The following is a 16,324-nucleotide window of genomic DNA, read 5'->3' as shown; positions in this document are numbered from 1 at the left end:
GTCCATAGTATTCATACCCGCAAGAAACTGAACAAAAACCGTAGCTATTGAAATAATTATCAAATACTCCTATTTTTTCGTCACATACAGGACAGTGTGTTCTATGATATCTTTCTTCTTTGTCTAATCCATTCAATATTTTCTTTTTACGTTGTCGCTTATTCATTCTTCCACACTTTCTAGTAAATCGCCATCCTCCCATACGTTCCCGACGACTTCACAGTGGTAACTTCCAGAGATATAAAGTGGTCTTCCTTGGACTCTGTTATCAAGTCTCCACTCTCCTGATTTTGCTTGTCTAATCTGATAAGTTCCTGAAATCATTTGATTTGGCACCATAAAATTGACAACATCTCCATCGAAAATCTCAACACCGTTTTTGTCTTTGAGTCCTGTGGATTGCATGAGAATATAATCGTCAAGGTTATCCTCGACAAAATGAAACGTCTCTAAGCGACCAGAGCGAAACTCATCATCAGCGAAGCTGCATCTGTATATTTTGCGTTCACTTGCTTTAAAGCCATCAATGCTATACATCTTTTTGGTCTTTTTATTAAATGCCCTAAATTTTGGTATCATTCTTTTACCTCTCTCAAATAATATTCTGTCACTCGCTTATCATTAGCTAACTCTAGCCGTCTAATAAACTGCCTCGCTTCAACTTTTGTTACAAACTCATGCTCCTTAAACAGATTTTTGTCATAAACCATGTATGTAGCTGTAATGCCTTTGTTGTAAACTCTCACAACACGCTTTTTAGTAGTAGTCATGTGTCTCCAATCCATCAAGATAACCTTGATTGACATAGTATGACCCAATCAAAATAGCATCCGCTTCGTCATCTTTGACCGATTTATTAAATTCTTGCTCCACTTTTGTTTTTGACTGTAATTTCATGGACTTCTTGCTTCGATCCTTATAACTAAATTTCCAGTGCTTGCGCCACGTTGATACATTGACAAACACAACATTATCAGCTATTAATCGTCCTAAGATGATACCAGTTACAATACCGATTTTAAGCATGGATTGCTGGTTAGGTCCCATAACTGAGTTTTTTTCAACTGCGATTGTGCTAAAACTACAGTCGTATTTTTTTAGTGCTCGTGACTGGATCAACCTTAATTGGCTAGCCATATATCGACCACGTTCGAAATAAGAGTCACTTTTGTGTTTTAAGACACCGCTCTGGATAAGGTCTGAGCCTTTAAATAAGGCCCAACCCGTTCCAGATGTTGAAATGTCTAGCGATAATACTAGATTGCTCATTCAAGCACCCCACGAATGCCAAGGGTTTCAAAGATATTTTTCTTATTATCTTCGATAAACGAGAATACTTTTATGATTTCATCTGTGTCTTTCTTATGCTCTTTAGCAAAATATGATGATGTTAGATTGATTTTAGTTTTGGGTTTAGCTTCGAGCACAAGGTCGTAAGCTACTTCGAATAGTTCTCCATCTTCGTCAAGTGACGGTTCGTCGTCAATCTTTTTAAAATCACTAATAAAATCCCATTGCATAGTCAAACCGCCAGAGATGGCAAAGATTCGGTTTACTCTATCTAAAATTAGTGCTGTTCCTGTTCCTGTAATTTTGATTTGTTCCATATTTTTCACCTTTTTAAAATCCACACTCGCCCTAAAATTGTGTGTGAGCATTGGCAAGGACGAGTGTAGCAATTCTTCATATCATCAATCCTGTTAATTTGACGATATTTCAACTTTCCTTTCTCGCTCGGAAAATATTGGTACTGCAAAGGCCGAGCTTCACTTTGCAATAGGTTATTAAAAAATCTCTACTCTTACAGACAATTTATTTTGTCTGCAATATTCGCATTTTCCGCAAGGCTTAGGCTTTTCTAGGCCTTTTTTAACGTCATCTAATCGCTTAATACTTTGTGCTAGGCTATCTAATTCCATCTGCATAGCATCTACATTTTGGATTCTGATGGCTCTTGTATCTGGCGGTGTTTCCTTGGTTACCGCGTAAATAATCGGCTCGAACGGTTTATTATATTTAGCTTCTAGCATGGTTCTGTAAGCAGCCATCTGCAAGATATATCCGTAAGCCTCAAACCATCTGACACGCTCTTCTCCATTCCAGATTGTGTCGTCAATCGGCCCTTTTGTTGTTTTGATGTCTACAAAATAGCCACGTTCAACATTCAGGCAGTCGATTTTACCCTTGAATTCAACCTCGCCAAGAAATCCTGTGATGGCTGCTTCCTTCTCTCCTTGGTATATGGCCATGAAGTTACTGTCATTTTTAAGAGCGTCAATCATCTGTTCTGCGACTAAATAGTCTTTTTTGAGCTGACCTTTGGTTGTTCCTCTGGTCGAAATCATCGAAGATTTATTGGCTTCAATAAATTCGGAATAAGCTTCTTTGCTCTCGAAGTAAGAGTGAACCAAATTGCCATTGAGCAGCGCAGTGTTATCTCTGGTATCTGTCCAATCACCTCGTAACTCAGCAAGCGCCCTTGCTTCGCACTCTTTAAAGCGCTTGTACTGACTAATAGACCAGTACCTGATAGCTGATTCACGGCTGTAATAGTCCTTTCCGAGTAAATCTAGTTCTGTCATGGCATTAAGTCCCCAAGGTTATCAAAGAGGTTGCCTTCGCTAGCTTTAATTTCCCCTGTTTCTTGGTCAAAATCAGGGATTTCATCAGCTGGATAAGACGTATCTTCTAAAACCGTCTTATTTTCGTTTGTGAGCGTTTTTTCTGGCTCTGAATATAAATCTTCACTTACGTCTTTTAAATTGTTAGGAGCATCCTTATTTTCGTTCTGGTGACCAAGTAGGTCGTCTATACTGTTTGTTTCTTGCGGGGTGACATCTTTGACTTGGCGTTCATCAACAAATTCATCAGCAGTAGTCTTATTAATAGAATCCGCAAGAATGTCACTATCATCACTGATGTTGATAAAGAACTTGGCAGCCCTATTGATAACTGTTTTCTTAGCCATCTCTTGAGGGAATTCTTTTTGTGTTCCGCCGCCTGTTTTTGTTTTCGACCAGGACTTATCGATTTCTTTTTTTGTCATCAACGTTAGCTTTTTATTGCCATCAATATCTTCAATAATGCAATAAGCTCCTTCAATCGGATTATCTTGATTTTTCCAATGTGTTGAATGTTTTTTAAATTTCTTTTCGCCATCTACGATTTCAAGTTCAAATTCATCACCTTCGTAGATAACTTCTGGTTTAATTGATTTAATTTTTTGTTGTTGGAGAAGAACAGCCATTGTCCCAAAGTAAGATCTTTGGAGTTGAAGTTCGTTCCCATAAACTATGAAATAGCATTGGTTTTTTGCTGGTGATAACCCTTGCGTTACCATTTCTAATAGTGCATTAGCGATCGAATCCTTTGTACAAACTTCAAGGGCGGGGCGCTTGTTTCTGTCTTTGGTCTTTAAAATTTTAAAGAATGCTGATTTTAAAGCATTTGCTGGAGCATAGTTTGGAGCAATTACCAAACCTTCATCTTGTAAAGAACTAATTTTTGAATTAACGATATCAGTGATATCTTTTTGAATTGTTACAATTTCACTTGCCATCTCTATTCACCTCCAAAAACCTGCTCAAACATTCCGTTTACCATGCTTTTAACTTTTTGCTCTTTTGTTAACTCTGGAACATCCTCACCATCAATAAATTTTAGGTCATAAGATGCTTCGACAACTACAACATCACATCCAAACGTTTCGGCTAAGTTATCAATTTCGTCTTTTTGCATGTTGTAAGATTCTTCTGGTAGGAACGATGCCGCCTGAATGATATTTGTAAACTCCACATTATAAGCAAGCACTACATCTCTATTTTTAAAACTCTTTAAAAAACTTCCGTCTTTAGTTTTTCTTAGCACTACAATTTTTTCTTTGATGTTCATATCATTTCCTCTTTCTGTGTTTCAGTTGCCAATTTTCGGCTTTTAATCTATTGTTTTCCTGGCTTAGCGCTATGACCCTATTTTGTAACTTGTCTATCTCTTGACCGAGCAAAACTTGGACCTCAAAGTAGTTACTCTCCCAGTCTTCGCTAAATTTAAAGTCATCGAACTTGCTCATACAACCCCTCGACGGCCGCATGTATGTCTGTTTGACCTGCGCCAAGATAGGTAAAACCCGCTGCCAAAAAGACTTCTTGCGAAGTTAATATTCCACCGAGTTCATCAACTGCCTGATCAAGGTATATGCTGAACGTTTCAAGTTCTTGTTTAGCTCTTAATTTTACTTTTTCTACTTCTTCTGGTGTCATATTTCCTCCTAAATCGCATATTTCTTGCGTAATTGCCGCAATAGTGTCACGTACTGTGATTTATCAACTAGCCCAAAATCAAGCAGCTTCTCACGCTCTTGATGACTTGCTCGGTACCAGATAAGCGTCTCTCTATGTTGTTTTGTCATAACGCATTCTCCTGTTTATATCGCTCTATTCTCAATTGGTCTGCTTCTGCCGTTGTTATTCCAAGGCCGAATGCGTATAGGTTTATCCAATTAAAAATTGGCTTAACTCCATTTTTTTCGATTCCTTCGGCGCAGTAACTAGCAAACTTAGCAAAAGTCTCTTTACTCGCCGTTTTACCAAAATCTTTTTTGATTTGTTTGTTAAAAAAATTAAAAATCTCCTGATCCATCTTCTATACCGTCTATGCTTCCTAGTGCAAATTCTTTTAAATCTGGTTCTTTGTAGTCTGGATTCGACCAGCTAGGGACGTTCGAGGTCGGTACACTCCGTTGTTTTTTACTATCTTCAAACCGTTGCAACCTGTCTTTGACCTTTTCTACTGTCGTATCTCCAGATTTATACCAATCAACTAAAATTTTGTTGATATACTTCCAGCTGATTTTGTTGTTTTCTACCGCTTCTCTTAAGGCAAGGTTGACAACTTCAATTGGCATGTTATCTTCGTGAATCCACTTTTGAATATCTTCGATTTCAAATGGCGATATCATCCGTCCAAAAGTTAATTGGAAATTTTCAAAAAGCTTTTTTCGTCCATAGCTCCTCCTGCTGTTGATGATGATGCTTATTGTCTGTTAGTATTTATTGTTATTTAGTATTTATTTAATGTTAGTATTTATTAGTCGGCTAATTTGTTGATTAGCAAATTGCACATTAGCAAATTGCACATTAGCAAATTAGGTATTAGCAATTTTTTCTAGTTCTAAGTCCTGTTCTGCCTTCAAAGCATTAAACGCCTCGTCGCTTATTTTTCTGTCAGAACAGAATCTGTAGGTTTCGGTCCCATATCGCCCGCCAAACGATTTTCTATAAGTTCTGATATACTTGGCATTCTCTAACGCTTTCAACTGGCTTCTGATTGCAGATTCGCTATCCTTACAACGTCTAGCGAGTTCTTCAGGATAGACTCTCCACTCGTCTGCATTACTCAAAATGGTTAGCAGCAGTCCTTTTTCCTTATTAAAAAGTTCTTTATCTTGAATAAATTCATTGCTAACAGCTGTGTAACTACCCGTTAATGTTCTGAAAAATGTACTGCATCAGCTGACCACCTCTTCTCTTGCACGCTTCTCGCTCCATCCTTTACTGTTTTCCACAGCCACTTCCCTAAAAATTCTGCGTTTATTTTCGGGCGAATTATGTTTTTTGATGACTTCATATTGTATCCTTGCAACAATTGCTAAAGCAACAGTTGTTACTAATAAAAATAATTCTAATTTGTTCATGTTGTTTCTCCTCGACCTCGTCCAAAAGTCTTAATATTTGTTGTTTAACCAGGCAATAATTTCAGCTTTTTTCCAACGGACAGCTGGCAATTCCTTTGGAAAATTTTTGTCGTGTCTGTAGTATTTGTCAAAAGTTCCGGGGCTCATGCCAAGCCTCTCTGCTACTTTTTCTCTGGTCCATAATTCAGCGCTGAGTTCGTCTAATTTCATTTGGACTAACCTATCAACTGTTTTTTCTATAGTTTCTTTTATCCAGTCGGACAAGCTCAATAAGATATTGTCCATAGTTATCTCCTTGTGGTATAATTAAGTAAATTAAGTTTGTTTAGAGTCCGATTCCCGTCGGACTTTTTTTGTTATAATCATCTCGAAGGGAGGTGATTATATGCTTAAGTCAAAAATTGAGTCGATTTTAGATAAAAACAACGTTCAAGATTCCGAAAATTTAGCGAATGCCCTTGCTGAAATTCTTAGTCCTGAAAATTTATCTGAAATTATTGACACACACAAAACTAGAATGAATCGTTTGCGTGGAGACATCTAGTTGATTGCCCTATCGTTTATTCGATAGGGTTGTTTTTTTTGCGTACTCTCTAAACTTAGAGAAGTCAGTAATTTCCATTTTTACATCTTTGGTTAACTCTTCTTTCTTTTTCAGAATGATATTGTCAAACACGAATCCAAGATATCCAAAGTTTTCTTCTCCTAGCTCAGTCCTGATTTCTAAATATTTGTTTAATTGTTCATCTGTAATTTTCATAATGTTTCCTTTTTAAACTGGTAGATATTCCTGATTAAGGAATTTGTTGATAAAGTATTGTTGCCCCTTACCAGTAACTTTTGGGGTTACATTTGTTGTAGTATGGCCGTCAGAGTGATTGATGGCTGTTTTTTTGAGTTCAAACAATCCAAGTTGCATACTTTTTTGCGTTGGCTGATTCCAAGACTCACCGCGGCGACTAATTAGATAACCATTTGTTCTAAGCCACTGAAATAGCTTGTTTTGACCAATATTGATCCCATTCTGTTTCAGGATTTTAGCTAACTCACCAATCAGACAAGATGATTTGCTAGCACTCACGGCGTCTGCAAACAATACCTTTGGACGGTCAGCCTCAATCTGTGCCTCTAGCTTGTGGACTTTCTTATCTGCCATCAGCAAGGCTCTTGCCATGATTTTCTCAGGACTGTTGAAATCCTTCTCAACTTGGATAAAGTATTTGCGGACTTCTTTGCCTTTGTCAGTCTTGGATACCATTGCCAAATTTTTGGCAGCATCAAGTGAGAGAGCGTAGTCTTGGATTTCTTTAGTGCCTCCATATTGATTTAGCTGTGTAGTTGTAACTACGGAGCTAAAATCATATCCTTCTTCAAGTATTTTAAAGTTTTGTTTTACCCATTCACTAAAACGAGTTTTAACTTTCAAACCTTTGTGCAAATCTCTTGCATTTACTACTGGTTCTTGATTTTCGTTTAGTGTTACGTTAATTAGTTGATTCATATTGTCCTTTCTAGCGTTGTACACTTGAAGTGTAGTTTTGGTTTAAAAAAATAATATCGTCAATTGATACGTTAACAACTTTACAAAAACTAATAGCTTTATCGATACGCATTGGAGTTTTATAATTCTCGTAGCTAGCATATGTATTCCTATCTACACCGATTTTTCTAGCTATTTCTTCTTGCGTCATTGACACTTTGGCTCTTGCCATCTCTAGCGTCATTTTAGTCATTCCCCCACCCCCTTTCTAATTTGGAATTATCCAAAGCAACATAGCTTTAAAATTTTCTGTGGTATAATTTAAATAAAATGATTGGAGAGAAATATGTATTATTATCTTGCTATTCTAATTTTTATCATCATCTTTACTTGGCTTGAATTCGCTGAGCGACGCGATAATTTTAAAGATTCGTTATCTCTTCGAAAAGAATTCGAAAGCTGGATAATTGATAGTGATAACAGCAAGCGACCTAGTAATGCCCTTTTTTCAGATCTGTATCAGAAATGTTATCAAAAGAGACATCATGCTAAGACAGTACATAAAGGAAACAGAGCCTTATTAATGTCCGAACAAGCAGACATTGTATCTAGTTTTCCCACTACCCACCCGCAGCTAGTGCTAGATGAGTTAAGCATATTAGATAATCTTGTTGACTACTTTGAGCTAGAATATCGTAAAATGAAATCTGTTAAGAGTCTTGTTACTTATGCCATTTCTCTCCCGATACGATTATCGAATTGTTTGGGTATCAACAGTGATCCCGATAGTAAATCTACCAAAGCTATTGCTTGGGTGGTAACACTTATCCTCCCTGAATTAAAGGAGTTACTCATCCGTTTTATAATATTTTTGTTTAAGGGAAAATAACGTCCAATCAACAAACCAATCTCGTACGCCGAAGATAAGCATGACAGTCATTACAAATTTGACAGCTAGCCATATCCAGCCTGAGGTTAAAAGGTATAATAACAGCAATATGATAGCCCAAATAACCAAACAAGCCATATCGTCGGCAAGCTTTTTAACTTCCTTCACCATATCGTCCCTCCTTCCACTCCCTCTTGGGAGTTTTTATTTTGTAATAAACCAAGCAATCATCCAAGCGATACCGCCCAACACTAACAGAGCTGGTAAAACTCCGCCTTCAAATTCAATACTTGTTTTTTCTTTGCCATCACGACTAGTAAACGTGTGTTCTAAATCGCCAAGCATTAGTTTTTTCCAATTCATTTTGTGCCTCCTAAAAATGTTATAATCAACTTATCCTAGCAGAAAGGAGGATAAGTTGATGAAATTAAATCCCGATTGCATTCGTGACATCTTACTTAATATAGAGGAACGCGCTGACTATGGTAATTACGCTTTATTTGCCTCTAAAGAAGAATTTGCACAGTTACCAGAATATTCAGCCAATGAAATCATGTATCACATCCGACAATGTGACAATAGCGGTTTCTTTCTCGGAAAGGTATCTTATTTTTCTGAAGGTTGTATCGTAAAAGATTTATCGCCTCTAGGCCATGAATTTTTAGCGAATATCCGGCAAGATAGTAACTGGAGCAAGACTAAAGATATTGCCAAAAACGTCGGTTCTACTTCTCTTGATGTCCTGAAAGATATCTCAGCTCAGGTTATTTCAAATTTAATTTCAGGTCAATTTAACAAATAGCTTGATGAACACTTCCGCATAGCCATTCTTGTCACTTTTGACTCTGTAAGCCTGTGCGGATTTTATTTTTTTATCATTTAAATAAATGCCATCATTTCTAATTTTTATTTCATCCATTTACTCTCCTTTCATTCTTGCGGAGATACAGCCAATGTGCTAAACTAAACTTACCCCGTTAGGGGGAGAGGGCTTCTTAGCCCTCTAATTATCCTCACCACTCTATTGAGTAGTGAATCTTAAGCTTAAACCAAAGAATCTTGATTTCGAGCTCAATTTCTTTGTGTTTAGGCTTTTTGTTTAGCCTAGATTTCATTAGCTGTACCTCCTTTTGTTTTGCTTAATTCCTTAAGCTTGATTATAGTATACTACACTTGAAGTGTACTTGCAAGTATTTTTTTGCATTTTGCTAAAAAAATATTGCATTTATTCCACTTGAAGTGTACAATGTTGTTAGACATATAATAGTAAAGGAGCAAAAGATGGCTAACTTATCGGATAATATCAAATATTTCAGAAAACAAAATAAGCTAACCCAAAAAGAGCTAGCTAGAAAGTTAAAAATAGCTCCAACAGCCATTTCAGCTTGGGAGGTGGGTAGAAACAAACCTCTAATGGATAATATAGAACAAATGGCTTCTATTTTCGGAATACCAAAATCGAAGCTTTTAGGTGACGAAATATATAAAATCCAAGAAACCGAATCACCAGAACTCATCCCATCTACTCTACAAAAAATAAATGCTACTTCTTCTCAACTAGAACACAGTAGACAGATAATTGTTTTAGATACAGCTGAAACTTTATTGGAACAACAGAAAGAAATTAAGAATAACGAAGATACAGTAGTAGAATTATTCTCTTATAACTACTACGACCATGCTGCTTCAGCCGGTACAGGGCAGTATCTAAATGATGTACAAGTAGAAACAATTGAGTTGCCAGTCGATTATGACGCTGATTTTGTTATCCCAGTCTATGGTAATTCCATGGAGCCAAAATATCACTCTGGTGATTATGTATTTGTCAAGTTATCAATAAACCTATCAGACGGCGATATAGGAGTGTTTGAATATTACGGTGACGCTTATGTCAAGCAGCTGTTTATAAACACCGAAGGGGCGTTTTTACACAGTTTAAATCAATGCGGTGACTATCCAGATATACCGATAGACGCAGATAGTGATTTTAGGATTATTGGTGAAGTTGTGGGGAGTTATTCGGGAAATCATAGCTAACGAAGCTACGGTTGTGAATGAGTTTAGGAGAAAATATGGAAAATGAAGTTTTACATGCAACTCACGAGGGTAAATTAGTCTTAGATAATACAACTCTTGATGTAGCAGTTTTAAATAACGGTCAGCGAATCATCACCCAAGCTGGTGTTTTTAAAGCATTGGACAGACCTAGTAGAGGCAATACCCGTGTGATCGGAATACCTACTTTTATGGATGCAAAAAACCTTCAACCATTGATATCAAAGGATTTAAGGGGTGTGATCAACAAAATTGAATATATGGATTTAAATGGTAGGATTCAATTAGGTTTTGATGCTAACATTTTACCGCTAGTATCAGATTTATATTTAAAAGCTAGAGAAATTGGAGCTATCAAATCAGAAGCTCAGATGAGAACTGCACAAAAAGCGGAAATGTTAGTTCGCTCACTTGCGAAAGTTGGTGTTACTGCTTTAGTAGATGAAGCTACTGGTTATCAATATGAGAGAGAACGTTTTGAGCTTCAAAAAATATTTAAAGCATATATTAGTGAAGAATTGCTAAAATGGCAAAAGATGTTTCCAGATGATTTTTATATGGAAATTTTTAGATTGAACGGGTGGAGCTACGATGTTCAATCAATTAAAAGGCGTCCAGGTGTTGTTGGTAAATGGACAAACGAATTGATTTATAAAAGACTGCCTGATGGAGTGTTAGAAGAATTAAAAAGAAGAACTCCAAAAACAAAGAAAGGTCAATATAAAGCTAGATTTTTCCAAACTTTAACACCAGATATAGGACATCCTGATTTAAACGCTCAAATTTATAAAGTTCTTGGGATTATGAGAATTTCATCTAACTGGAAAGATTTCAAAGAGAAATTTAATGTTATGACATCTAGAGAAGACGGTATAATTGAATTAGATTTAGAATTTGATGAAGACAAATAAAAAAGCCCCACGCTCAAATTTTGGTCGAGGAGAGCGTGAGGCAAAATCGTATAAGAAAAAAGCATTAAATGGCTCGTTTTCTTGTACCCAATTATACCATTTTTAGGAGGTGATGCCAATATCCTTTCAACCGACCTCGTCCAAAAGTCAAAAAGAAAGGATTTAAAAATGAAATATAATAAAACAAAATACCCAAACATATTTTGGTACGTTACCTTAAAAGGTAAACGATACTATATCCGTAGAGGTTATTACTTAAACGGAGAAAAAAAGGAGGCTACGGAAAGTGGCATAAAAACGATACAAGAAGCTCGTTTGTTGCTAGCTGAAATTGAGCGAAAAATAGAAAACAATGAATTTGCTTATAATAAAAACTTGACTGTTGATGAATACTGGGATATATACGTTGATAATAGATTAAAAGCTGGAGCGTGGTCTCCCGATACTTATGAAGAGCGTATTAAAAACTTTAATAATCATATTAGCCCCAAATTCGGCAAGAAAAAGATGAATGCTATTAGTCGAATAGACTATGAAAATTACATCAATGAATTACTCGATACACATGCAAGAAGCACAGTAAAGCACTTACACAACATTTTTAGTATTATGTTAAATCATGCCGTTAAAAATAAAATGCTTGACGATAATATCGTTGAATTTATTGATGTTGGTGCTAGCAAGGTAAAGCCTGTTGATAAGCGTAGGTCTATCGAGGAATTTAAAACTTGGGATAAGGTCGCTAGACGAGTGCTTGACGACTATGATTATGTGATGGTAAGAATAACCTATCTTGGATTACGCAGGAGCGAGGTGGCTGGCATAAAATTAGGCAACATAACTTATAACACTAATGATCGCGCGGTTTTAAAAATAGACGAGTCAAGAACAAGGGCTAGACAGAACGGCGGAGGACTAAAGACTGCATCGTCAGAAAGATATGTACAATTGGATAGCAAAACATCACGCTTGCTCAAAAAAGCAGTTGATACATCAATAAACATAGCTTTAAGTCACAATCGCATTTTAAATAAAACAGATTTTTTATTTCTTGGGGATGATAAAAAAGTAAACTCGTCTTTTGCCGGCAAACCAATTCACAATAATTACATTTACAATCTTTTTGGTAAAGTAAACGAAAAATGCAAGGTTCGTTTTACTCCACATATGATGAGACACTTTTTTGCCACACAAGGACAGATAGCTGGTGTACCCGTTGAGCATATGGCGGCAGCACTTGGTCATTCTACAAATTATATGACGAATAAATACACACATATCAAGGATGAAGTTGTTAGTAGCGTTACAGAAACGTTCATGCGCAGTATCAAATAGTCCCCGACCTACTCCCCGACTAAATATTACTTTTAGTGATTTTTATTGCTTTTTCGGACAAAATAAAAAATCTAAAACACTATAATATCAACGTTTTGGGCTAACGTGCTTGCGTATAAATTTTAAAATATTATAATATCATTATACCATTTTTTGGACATTAGGAAATAGAACTTAAAAAAGCTGGCTATTTTAAGGGTATACTCCTTATCTTGTGCTATAATAACTGTCATAACATCCTTTTTAAGAATGTCAGATGATGAGGTGGAAAACGCTTCTTTTTAATTCCTTAACTGCTGTTTTCCTTTTCATTTATGGTAAAATTAAAGAAAATATTTCCTAGGAGTAGACATGAAAAAATTACTATCCCTCAGCCTATTAACTGTTAGTTTACTTAGTTTAAGTGCTTGCGAATCCGTCGACAGAGCCATAAAAGGTGATAAGTACGTGGATGGAAAAATTGCGAAGGAAGAAAGTGAAGCAGCTTCAAAAGCCTATGAAGAAAATATTCAAAAAGCTCTTAAAGCCGACGCTAGCCAATTCCCTCAATTAAATAAAGAAGTTGGCAAAGATGAAGCCAAGGTAGTAATGAAAACTAGTCAGGGTGATATCACGCTAAAACTGTTCCCTAAATATGCTCCACTAGCCGTAGAAAACTTCCTCACCCACGCTAAAAACGGTTATTATGATAAGGTAACCTTCCATCGTGTGATTAACGATTTCATGATTCAAGCGGGCGACCCTAAAGGAAATGGTACTGGTGGCGAGTCCATTTGGAAAGGCAAAGATGCCAAAAAAGATGCTGGCAATGGTTTTGCTAATGAAATTTCTCCATTTTTATATAATATCCGAGGTGCTCTGGCCATGGCAAATGCTGGCGCTGATACTAACGGCAGCCAATTCTTCATTAACCAAAATAAGAAAAACCAAAGTAAGGCATTGTCTAGCGCTAATTATCCAAAACCTATCATTTCAGCCTATGAGCAGGGAGGCAATCCAAGTTTAGACGGAGGCTATACTGTTTTTGGCCAGGTCATCGAAGGCATGGATATTGTTGATAACATTGCTGCGGTTGCTGTTGGTCAAAACGATAAACCGGTGGATGACATTACCATTCATTCCATTGAGGTTATTAAAGACTACCGCTTTAACAAATAACAGGCAACTACTTTTCAAGAACCATCGAGTGATTCGATGGTTCTTTTGTCGTTAAAAAAGCACCTCGATGATATTCTGATTGGAGTCAGCATACCATATGAGGTGTTAAAAGTAATGATTGCTTATTTATCTATTTTGATTTTGGCATCATCACTTTTTTGATATAACCTTGCTTAGGTGAGATAAAAAAACTAATTAGGAAAATAGCTGCTGATGTCAACACAATACTTGACCCTGCGGCAACATTGAAGGTGTATCCTAGATAGAGCCCTAATACAGAACTCAAAGCTCCGATAGCAGATGACATCACTAGCATGACTTTTAAACTATTAGCATAAAGATAAGCTGTCGCGGCTGGTGTGATAAGGAGTGCCACAATCAGAATGGTACCAACACTTTGCATTGCTGTCACTGACACCAATGTCAATAATATCATCAGCATGTAATGATAAGCATTGACATTCATACCCATTGATTTGGCTAATATTGGGTCAAAGGACGTGATTAACAACTCTTTAAAGAAGAGAATAATAATGCCTAACACAAAAACAGAAACCCCAATAGTAATCCATTTATCACTATCTTGCACTGCTAAGATATTACCAAATAAGATGTGAAACAGGTCAGTCGAACTATTAGCCACACCGATTAGAATAATTCCCAAAGCTAAAAAAGAACTAAAGGTTATACCAATAGCAGTATCCCCTTTGATAACAGAATTTTCCTTAATGTAAGTAATAATGACAGAGGCTAATAAGCCAAAAATAATAGCCCCAATAAAGAAGTTAATGCCTAAGATAAAAGAAAGAGCAACGCCTGGCAAAACAGCATGCGAGATTGCATCTCCCATGAGAGACATGGATCTGAGAATAATGAAGCATCCTACGGCACCAGAGACAACACCAATGACAATGGCTGTTACCAAAGCATTCTGTAAAAAATGATAAGACATCAAGCCTTCAAAAAATTTCAGAGACATTTACACCATCTCCTTTCCTAAAATCAAATGGTTACCATAGGCTTTTGACAAGGTATCGACGGTAAAAACATCGTCAACTTTACCATAGGCCACCAAGGTTTTGTTTAAAATCAAGAGTTTGTCAAAATAATGTTCAACCTTGCTTAAATCATGGTGCACAATCAAGATGGTTTTCCCAGCTGCTTTTAGTTCTTTGAGAAGATCTACAATGATTTTTTCGCTGACCGAATCGATGCCAACAAATGGCTCATCCAAAAAGATATAATCAGATTCTTGAATCAAGCAGCGGGCCACTAGCATACGTTGAAATTGTCCGCCGGATAAGGATTTAATGGGGCGATTGCCAAAACCTGCTAAGCCAACCTGCTCCAACAAGTCTTCAACCTGGTCAAATTCTTTTTTGCCCACACGACGAAAAAGCCCCAATTTACGATAGGTCCCGAGTGCAACACACTCCTTTACTGTAATGGGAAAATGATAATCAATCATGCTTCGTTGTTCAACATACGCGACCGTATGCCCAAGTTTACGACCATCCTTGTCATCAACCCTCACTTGACCCCTATAATCAATCAAATTGAGGATAGACTTCATAAAGGTTGACTTACCTGCTCCGTTTGGACCAATAATGCCCACAATCGCAGGACCTTCAATGGTTAAACTGATATTGTCTAGGGCATTGCTATCTCCATCATAGCTGACAGAAAGATTAGTAGTTGTAATCATATTGCTCTCCTTCTTAGAAATAAAACAAAGCACAACACTGAAGACGCTGTGCTTTATTCTTATCTTATTTTGCTAGACCTTCAGAAATCTTATCAAGGTTCCATTTCATCATCGCATAGTAGCTGTCCCCATCCTCGCCTTTTTTGGCAACTGAATCGGTAAAGATTTCAGCATAGATTGGAATACCACTATCTTTAGAAACAGTTTCCATTGGACGTCTGTCAACGCTTGATTCTACAAAAAGAGCAGCTGGTTTGACCACTTTCAATTTCTCAATCAATGATGACATTTGCTCAGGAGTTCCTTCTTCTTCGGTGTTAATCTCCCAAATGTAAGCTGATGGTACACCATAGGCTTTTGAGAAGTACTTGAAGCATCCTTCACTTGTCACAATCAGTTTTTTGTTAGCTGGAATAGCGTCAAATTTTGATTTGGCTTCTTTATCAAGTTTTTCTAATTTAGCAACATAAGCCTTAAGATTTTTTTCGTAAGTTTCTTTGTTTTTAGGATCTTTGGCCATCAATTGTTTGGCAATGTTTTTAGAATAAATAATGCCATTTTCTAGATTTAACCAAGCGTGAGGGTCTTCTTTGCCCTTCTCGCTTTCACCTTCTAGGTAAATCACATCAACGCCATCTGAAGCAGCAAAGTAATCTTTGTTCTTTTTCTTTTGAGCGTTTTTAACAAGTTTTGTAAACCAGGCTTGTCCACCATCTTCAAGATTAATGCCGTTGTAGAAAATCACATCTGCATTATTCGTTTTTTCGACATCCTCTGGTAATGGCTCATACTCATGCGGGTCCTGCCCGATTGGCACGATACTGTGCAAATCAATCTTATCTCCTGCAATCATTTTTGTCATGTCTGCAAGAATAGAATTGGTTACCACCACTTTAAGTTTATCACTCTTATCAGCTTGGCTTCCTGTTGAGGAACAGGCTACTAATAGAAAAGCAGCTAAAAAGGCACTCAAAATGAGGCTAATTTTCTTTTTCATCGCATATCTCCTTAGGATATATTATTTATTTAATTAAGTATAGTTAAATACAATATAAGGATATATTATTATTGGTTTTTTGTCAAGATTTTTTCCTAAAAA

Annotated in this window: 29 protein-coding genes; 7 read left to right on the top strand and 22 right to left on the bottom strand. The window is 36.7% G+C overall.

What is annotated here, in order from left to right:
• Window positions 1-162 precede the first annotated feature (162 nt).
• From DYD17_RS02850 to DYD17_RS02785, 14 genes are all read right to left on the bottom strand, one after another.
• A complete protein-coding gene (locus tag DYD17_RS02850) occupies window positions 163-579 on the bottom strand; it encodes a YopX family protein (protein WP_003051739.1) in 417 nt (138 codons plus the stop codon).
• On the bottom strand, window positions 576-770 hold the full coding sequence (locus DYD17_RS02845) for a hypothetical protein (protein ID WP_003051742.1): 195 nt from the start codon (window positions 768-770) through the stop codon (window positions 576-578). The genes DYD17_RS02850 and DYD17_RS02845 overlap by 4 nt, the downstream gene beginning before the upstream one ends.
• Entirely contained in the window at window positions 757-1,269 is a 513-nt protein-coding gene (locus tag DYD17_RS02840) for a RuvC family protein (RefSeq protein WP_003051745.1), read from the bottom strand. Before DYD17_RS02840 ends, DYD17_RS02845 begins: the two co-directional genes overlap by 14 nt.
• Entirely contained in the window at window positions 1,266-1,607 is a 342-nt protein-coding gene (locus DYD17_RS02835) for a hypothetical protein (RefSeq protein WP_003051747.1), read from the bottom strand. The genes DYD17_RS02840 and DYD17_RS02835 overlap by 4 nt, the downstream gene beginning before the upstream one ends.
• 177 nt (window positions 1,608-1,784) lie before the next feature.
• A complete protein-coding gene (locus tag DYD17_RS02830) occupies window positions 1,785-2,582 on the bottom strand; it encodes a PD-(D/E)XK nuclease-like domain-containing protein (protein WP_115252679.1) in 798 nt (265 codons plus the stop codon).
• Window positions 2,579-3,559 carry a recombinase RecT gene (locus tag DYD17_RS02825; RefSeq protein WP_115252678.1) on the bottom strand — a complete coding sequence of 327 codons (981 nt, stop codon included), beginning with the start codon at window positions 3,557-3,559 and terminating at the stop codon, window positions 2,579-2,581. Before DYD17_RS02825 ends, DYD17_RS02830 begins: the two co-directional genes overlap by 4 nt.
• Window positions 3,560-3,561: 2 nt before the next feature.
• A complete protein-coding gene (locus DYD17_RS02820) occupies window positions 3,562-3,891 on the bottom strand; it encodes a hypothetical protein (protein ID WP_115252677.1) in 330 nt (109 codons plus the stop codon).
• Window positions 3,892-4,052: 161 nt separating this feature from the next.
• Window positions 4,053-4,259: a hypothetical protein gene (locus DYD17_RS02815; protein ID WP_115252676.1), complete on the bottom strand. Its 207-nt coding sequence runs from the start codon at window positions 4,257-4,259 to the stop codon at window positions 4,053-4,055.
• Window positions 4,260-4,267: 8 nt separating this feature from the next.
• The gene (locus DYD17_RS02810; protein WP_000166038.1) at window positions 4,268-4,408 is read right to left on the bottom strand and encodes a hypothetical protein; all 141 of its coding nucleotides are present in this window, start codon (window positions 4,406-4,408) and stop codon (window positions 4,268-4,270) included.
• The gene (locus DYD17_RS02805; protein WP_115252675.1) at window positions 4,405-4,638 is read right to left on the bottom strand and encodes a hypothetical protein; all 234 of its coding nucleotides are present in this window, start codon (window positions 4,636-4,638) and stop codon (window positions 4,405-4,407) included. Before DYD17_RS02805 ends, DYD17_RS02810 begins: the two co-directional genes overlap by 4 nt.
• The gene (locus tag DYD17_RS02800) at window positions 4,619-5,023 is read right to left on the bottom strand and encodes a DnaD domain-containing protein (RefSeq protein WP_255312521.1); all 405 of its coding nucleotides are present in this window, start codon (window positions 5,021-5,023) and stop codon (window positions 4,619-4,621) included. Before DYD17_RS02800 ends, DYD17_RS02805 begins: the two co-directional genes overlap by 20 nt.
• A gap of 120 nt (window positions 5,024-5,143) precedes the next feature.
• Entirely contained in the window at window positions 5,144-5,413 is a 270-nt protein-coding gene (locus DYD17_RS11090; RefSeq protein ID WP_331852325.1) for a transcriptional regulator, read from the bottom strand.
• Between the two features lie 93 nt (window positions 5,414-5,506).
• Window positions 5,507-5,692: a hypothetical protein gene (locus DYD17_RS02790; protein WP_115252468.1), complete on the bottom strand. Its 186-nt coding sequence runs from the start codon at window positions 5,690-5,692 to the stop codon at window positions 5,507-5,509.
• Window positions 5,693-5,722: 30 nt separating this feature from the next.
• Window positions 5,723-5,977, bottom strand: a complete 255-nt coding sequence (locus DYD17_RS02785; RefSeq protein ID WP_115252673.1) for a helix-turn-helix transcriptional regulator — start codon at window positions 5,975-5,977, stop codon at window positions 5,723-5,725.
• A gap of 100 nt (window positions 5,978-6,077) precedes the next feature.
• On the opposite strand from DYD17_RS02785, the gene DYD17_RS10885 reads away from it, so the two are divergent.
• Window positions 6,078-6,236, top strand: coding sequence for a hypothetical protein (locus tag DYD17_RS10885; protein ID WP_153276795.1), 159 nt, complete (start codon window positions 6,078-6,080; stop codon window positions 6,234-6,236).
• Between the two features lie 9 nt (window positions 6,237-6,245).
• Here DYD17_RS10885 and DYD17_RS02780 read toward each other — a convergent pair whose 3' ends face one another.
• From DYD17_RS02780 to DYD17_RS02770, 3 genes are read right to left on the bottom strand one after another with little or no spacing between them, the layout of a single operon-like run.
• Window positions 6,246-6,452: a hypothetical protein gene (locus DYD17_RS02780; RefSeq protein WP_236593255.1), complete on the bottom strand. Its 207-nt coding sequence runs from the start codon at window positions 6,450-6,452 to the stop codon at window positions 6,246-6,248.
• Between the two features lie 12 nt (window positions 6,453-6,464).
• On the bottom strand, window positions 6,465-7,193 hold the full coding sequence (locus tag DYD17_RS02775; protein WP_115276335.1) for a phage antirepressor KilAC domain-containing protein: 729 nt from the start codon (window positions 7,191-7,193) through the stop codon (window positions 6,465-6,467).
• A 10-nt stretch (window positions 7,194-7,203) separates the two neighbouring features.
• Window positions 7,204-7,425: a helix-turn-helix transcriptional regulator gene (locus DYD17_RS02770; protein WP_115276334.1), complete on the bottom strand. Its 222-nt coding sequence runs from the start codon at window positions 7,423-7,425 to the stop codon at window positions 7,204-7,206.
• Window positions 7,426-7,518: 93 nt separating this feature from the next.
• On the opposite strand from DYD17_RS02770, the gene DYD17_RS02765 reads away from it, so the two are divergent.
• Window positions 7,519-8,061 carry a hypothetical protein gene (locus DYD17_RS02765; RefSeq protein ID WP_094398259.1) on the top strand — a complete coding sequence of 181 codons (543 nt, stop codon included), beginning with the start codon at window positions 7,519-7,521 and terminating at the stop codon, window positions 8,059-8,061.
• 204 nt (window positions 8,062-8,265) lie between these two features.
• Here DYD17_RS02765 and DYD17_RS02755 read toward each other — a convergent pair whose 3' ends face one another.
• The gene (locus DYD17_RS02755; RefSeq protein ID WP_075340262.1) at window positions 8,266-8,424 is read right to left on the bottom strand and encodes a hypothetical protein; all 159 of its coding nucleotides are present in this window, start codon (window positions 8,422-8,424) and stop codon (window positions 8,266-8,268) included.
• A 58-nt stretch (window positions 8,425-8,482) separates the two neighbouring features.
• Between DYD17_RS02755 and DYD17_RS02750 the strand changes: the two genes are divergently transcribed.
• Window positions 8,483-8,863, top strand: coding sequence for a DUF2513 domain-containing protein (locus DYD17_RS02750; protein ID WP_115276333.1), 381 nt, complete (start codon window positions 8,483-8,485; stop codon window positions 8,861-8,863).
• Here DYD17_RS02750 and DYD17_RS10880 read toward each other — a convergent pair.
• Window positions 8,843-8,980 (bottom strand): hypothetical protein, encoded by a 138-nt coding sequence (locus tag DYD17_RS10880; RefSeq protein WP_023078399.1) that lies wholly within the window; start codon window positions 8,978-8,980, stop codon window positions 8,843-8,845. The two genes, DYD17_RS02750 and DYD17_RS10880, sit on opposite strands and share 21 nt — an antisense overlap.
• Before the next feature lie 362 nt (window positions 8,981-9,342).
• Here DYD17_RS10880 and DYD17_RS02745 point away from each other — a divergent pair, with 362 nt between their 5' ends.
• From DYD17_RS02745 to DYD17_RS02730, 4 genes are all read left to right on the top strand, one after another.
• Entirely contained in the window at window positions 9,343-10,098 is a 756-nt protein-coding gene (locus DYD17_RS02745) for an XRE family transcriptional regulator (RefSeq protein WP_115276332.1), read from the top strand.
• Window positions 10,099-10,133: 35 nt separating this feature from the next.
• On the top strand, window positions 10,134-11,027 hold the full coding sequence (locus DYD17_RS02740) for a P63C domain-containing protein (protein WP_111715270.1): 894 nt from the start codon (window positions 10,134-10,136) through the stop codon (window positions 11,025-11,027).
• A 168-nt stretch (window positions 11,028-11,195) separates the two neighbouring features.
• Complete coding sequence (locus DYD17_RS02735; protein ID WP_115276331.1) at window positions 11,196-12,362, top strand: tyrosine-type recombinase/integrase; 1,167 nt, start codon at window positions 11,196-11,198, stop codon at window positions 12,360-12,362.
• A gap of 351 nt (window positions 12,363-12,713) precedes the next feature.
• The gene (locus DYD17_RS02730; protein ID WP_003049872.1) at window positions 12,714-13,520 is read left to right on the top strand and encodes a peptidylprolyl isomerase; all 807 of its coding nucleotides are present in this window, start codon (window positions 12,714-12,716) and stop codon (window positions 13,518-13,520) included.
• Window positions 13,521-13,650: 130 nt separating this feature from the next.
• On the opposite strand, the gene DYD17_RS02725 is transcribed toward DYD17_RS02730, so the two are convergent.
• The 3 genes from DYD17_RS02725 to DYD17_RS02715 all read right to left on the bottom strand — a co-directional run bounded on the left by DYD17_RS02725 (window position 13,651) and on the right by DYD17_RS02715 (window position 16,222).
• Window positions 13,651-14,499: a metal ABC transporter permease gene (locus DYD17_RS02725; RefSeq protein WP_003049871.1), complete on the bottom strand. Its 849-nt coding sequence runs from the start codon at window positions 14,497-14,499 to the stop codon at window positions 13,651-13,653.
• Window positions 14,500-15,225, bottom strand: coding sequence for a metal ABC transporter ATP-binding protein (locus tag DYD17_RS02720; RefSeq protein ID WP_115252671.1), 726 nt, complete (start codon window positions 15,223-15,225; stop codon window positions 14,500-14,502). It lies immediately after the preceding gene.
• A 64-nt stretch (window positions 15,226-15,289) separates the two neighbouring features.
• Window positions 15,290-16,222, bottom strand: a complete 933-nt coding sequence (locus DYD17_RS02715) for a metal ABC transporter substrate-binding protein (protein WP_003049869.1) — start codon at window positions 16,220-16,222, stop codon at window positions 15,290-15,292.
• Window positions 16,223-16,324 lie beyond the last annotated feature (102 nt).

Source organism: Streptococcus dysgalactiae subsp. dysgalactiae, assembly GCF_900459225.1.
Lineage (GTDB): Bacteria > Bacillota > Bacilli > Lactobacillales > Streptococcaceae > Streptococcus > Streptococcus dysgalactiae.
Note: the sequence above shows the minus strand (reverse complement) of the source record. Positions and strands in the feature narration are given on the sequence as shown.

Excerpts from the sequence above, each read along its gene's own strand:
- DYD17_RS02850 (WP_003051739.1), bottom strand. The coding sequence starts at position 579 with ATGATACCAAAATTTAGGGCATTTAATAAAAAGACCAAAAAGATGTAT.
- DYD17_RS02845 (WP_003051742.1), bottom strand. The coding sequence starts at position 770 with ATGACTACTACTAAAAAGCGTGTTGTGAGAGTTTACAACAAAGGCATT.
- DYD17_RS02840 (WP_003051745.1), bottom strand. The coding sequence starts at position 1,269 with ATGAGCAATCTAGTATTATCGCTAGACATTTCAACATCTGGAACGGGT.
- DYD17_RS02835 (WP_003051747.1), bottom strand. The coding sequence starts at position 1,607 with ATGGAACAAATCAAAATTACAGGAACAGGAACAGCACTAATTTTAGAT.
- DYD17_RS02830 (WP_115252679.1), bottom strand. The coding sequence starts at position 2,582 with ATGACAGAACTAGATTTACTCGGAAAGGACTATTACAGCCGTGAATCA.
- DYD17_RS02825 (WP_115252678.1), bottom strand. The coding sequence starts at position 3,559 with ATGGCAAGTGAAATTGTAACAATTCAAAAAGATATCACTGATATCGTT.
- DYD17_RS02820 (WP_115252677.1), bottom strand. The coding sequence starts at position 3,891 with ATGAACATCAAAGAAAAAATTGTAGTGCTAAGAAAAACTAAAGACGGA.
- DYD17_RS02815 (WP_115252676.1), bottom strand. The coding sequence starts at position 4,259 with ATGACACCAGAAGAAGTAGAAAAAGTAAAATTAAGAGCTAAACAAGAA.
- DYD17_RS02810 (WP_000166038.1), bottom strand. The coding sequence starts at position 4,408 with ATGACAAAACAACATAGAGAGACGCTTATCTGGTACCGAGCAAGTCAT.
- DYD17_RS02805 (WP_115252675.1), bottom strand. The coding sequence starts at position 4,638 with ATGGATCAGGAGATTTTTAATTTTTTTAACAAACAAATCAAAAAAGAT.
- DYD17_RS02790 (WP_115252468.1), bottom strand. The coding sequence starts at position 5,692 with ATGAACAAATTAGAATTATTTTTATTAGTAACAACTGTTGCTTTAGCA.
- DYD17_RS02785 (WP_115252673.1), bottom strand. The coding sequence starts at position 5,977 with ATGGACAATATCTTATTGAGCTTGTCCGACTGGATAAAAGAAACTATA.
- DYD17_RS10885 (WP_153276795.1), top strand. The coding sequence starts at position 6,078 with ATGCTTAAGTCAAAAATTGAGTCGATTTTAGATAAAAACAACGTTCAA.
- DYD17_RS02780 (WP_236593255.1), bottom strand. The coding sequence starts at position 6,452 with ATGAAAATTACAGATGAACAATTAAACAAATATTTAGAAATCAGGACT.
- DYD17_RS02775 (WP_115276335.1), bottom strand. The coding sequence starts at position 7,193 with ATGAATCAACTAATTAACGTAACACTAAACGAAAATCAAGAACCAGTA.
- DYD17_RS02770 (WP_115276334.1), bottom strand. The coding sequence starts at position 7,425 with ATGACTAAAATGACGCTAGAGATGGCAAGAGCCAAAGTGTCAATGACG.
- DYD17_RS02765 (WP_094398259.1), top strand. The coding sequence starts at position 7,519 with ATGTATTATTATCTTGCTATTCTAATTTTTATCATCATCTTTACTTGG.
- DYD17_RS02755 (WP_075340262.1), bottom strand. The coding sequence starts at position 8,424 with ATGAATTGGAAAAAACTAATGCTTGGCGATTTAGAACACACGTTTACT.
- DYD17_RS02750 (WP_115276333.1), top strand. The coding sequence starts at position 8,483 with ATGAAATTAAATCCCGATTGCATTCGTGACATCTTACTTAATATAGAG.
- DYD17_RS10880 (WP_023078399.1), bottom strand. The coding sequence starts at position 8,980 with ATGGATGAAATAAAAATTAGAAATGATGGCATTTATTTAAATGATAAA.
- DYD17_RS02745 (WP_115276332.1), top strand. The coding sequence starts at position 9,343 with ATGGCTAACTTATCGGATAATATCAAATATTTCAGAAAACAAAATAAG.
- DYD17_RS02740 (WP_111715270.1), top strand. The coding sequence starts at position 10,134 with ATGGAAAATGAAGTTTTACATGCAACTCACGAGGGTAAATTAGTCTTA.
- DYD17_RS02735 (WP_115276331.1), top strand. The coding sequence starts at position 11,196 with ATGAAATATAATAAAACAAAATACCCAAACATATTTTGGTACGTTACC.
- DYD17_RS02730 (WP_003049872.1), top strand. The coding sequence starts at position 12,714 with ATGAAAAAATTACTATCCCTCAGCCTATTAACTGTTAGTTTACTTAGT.
- DYD17_RS02725 (WP_003049871.1), bottom strand. The coding sequence starts at position 14,499 with ATGTCTCTGAAATTTTTTGAAGGCTTGATGTCTTATCATTTTTTACAG.
- DYD17_RS02720 (WP_115252671.1), bottom strand. The coding sequence starts at position 15,225 with ATGATTACAACTACTAATCTTTCTGTCAGCTATGATGGAGATAGCAAT.
- DYD17_RS02715 (WP_003049869.1), bottom strand. The coding sequence starts at position 16,222 with ATGAAAAAGAAAATTAGCCTCATTTTGAGTGCCTTTTTAGCTGCTTTT.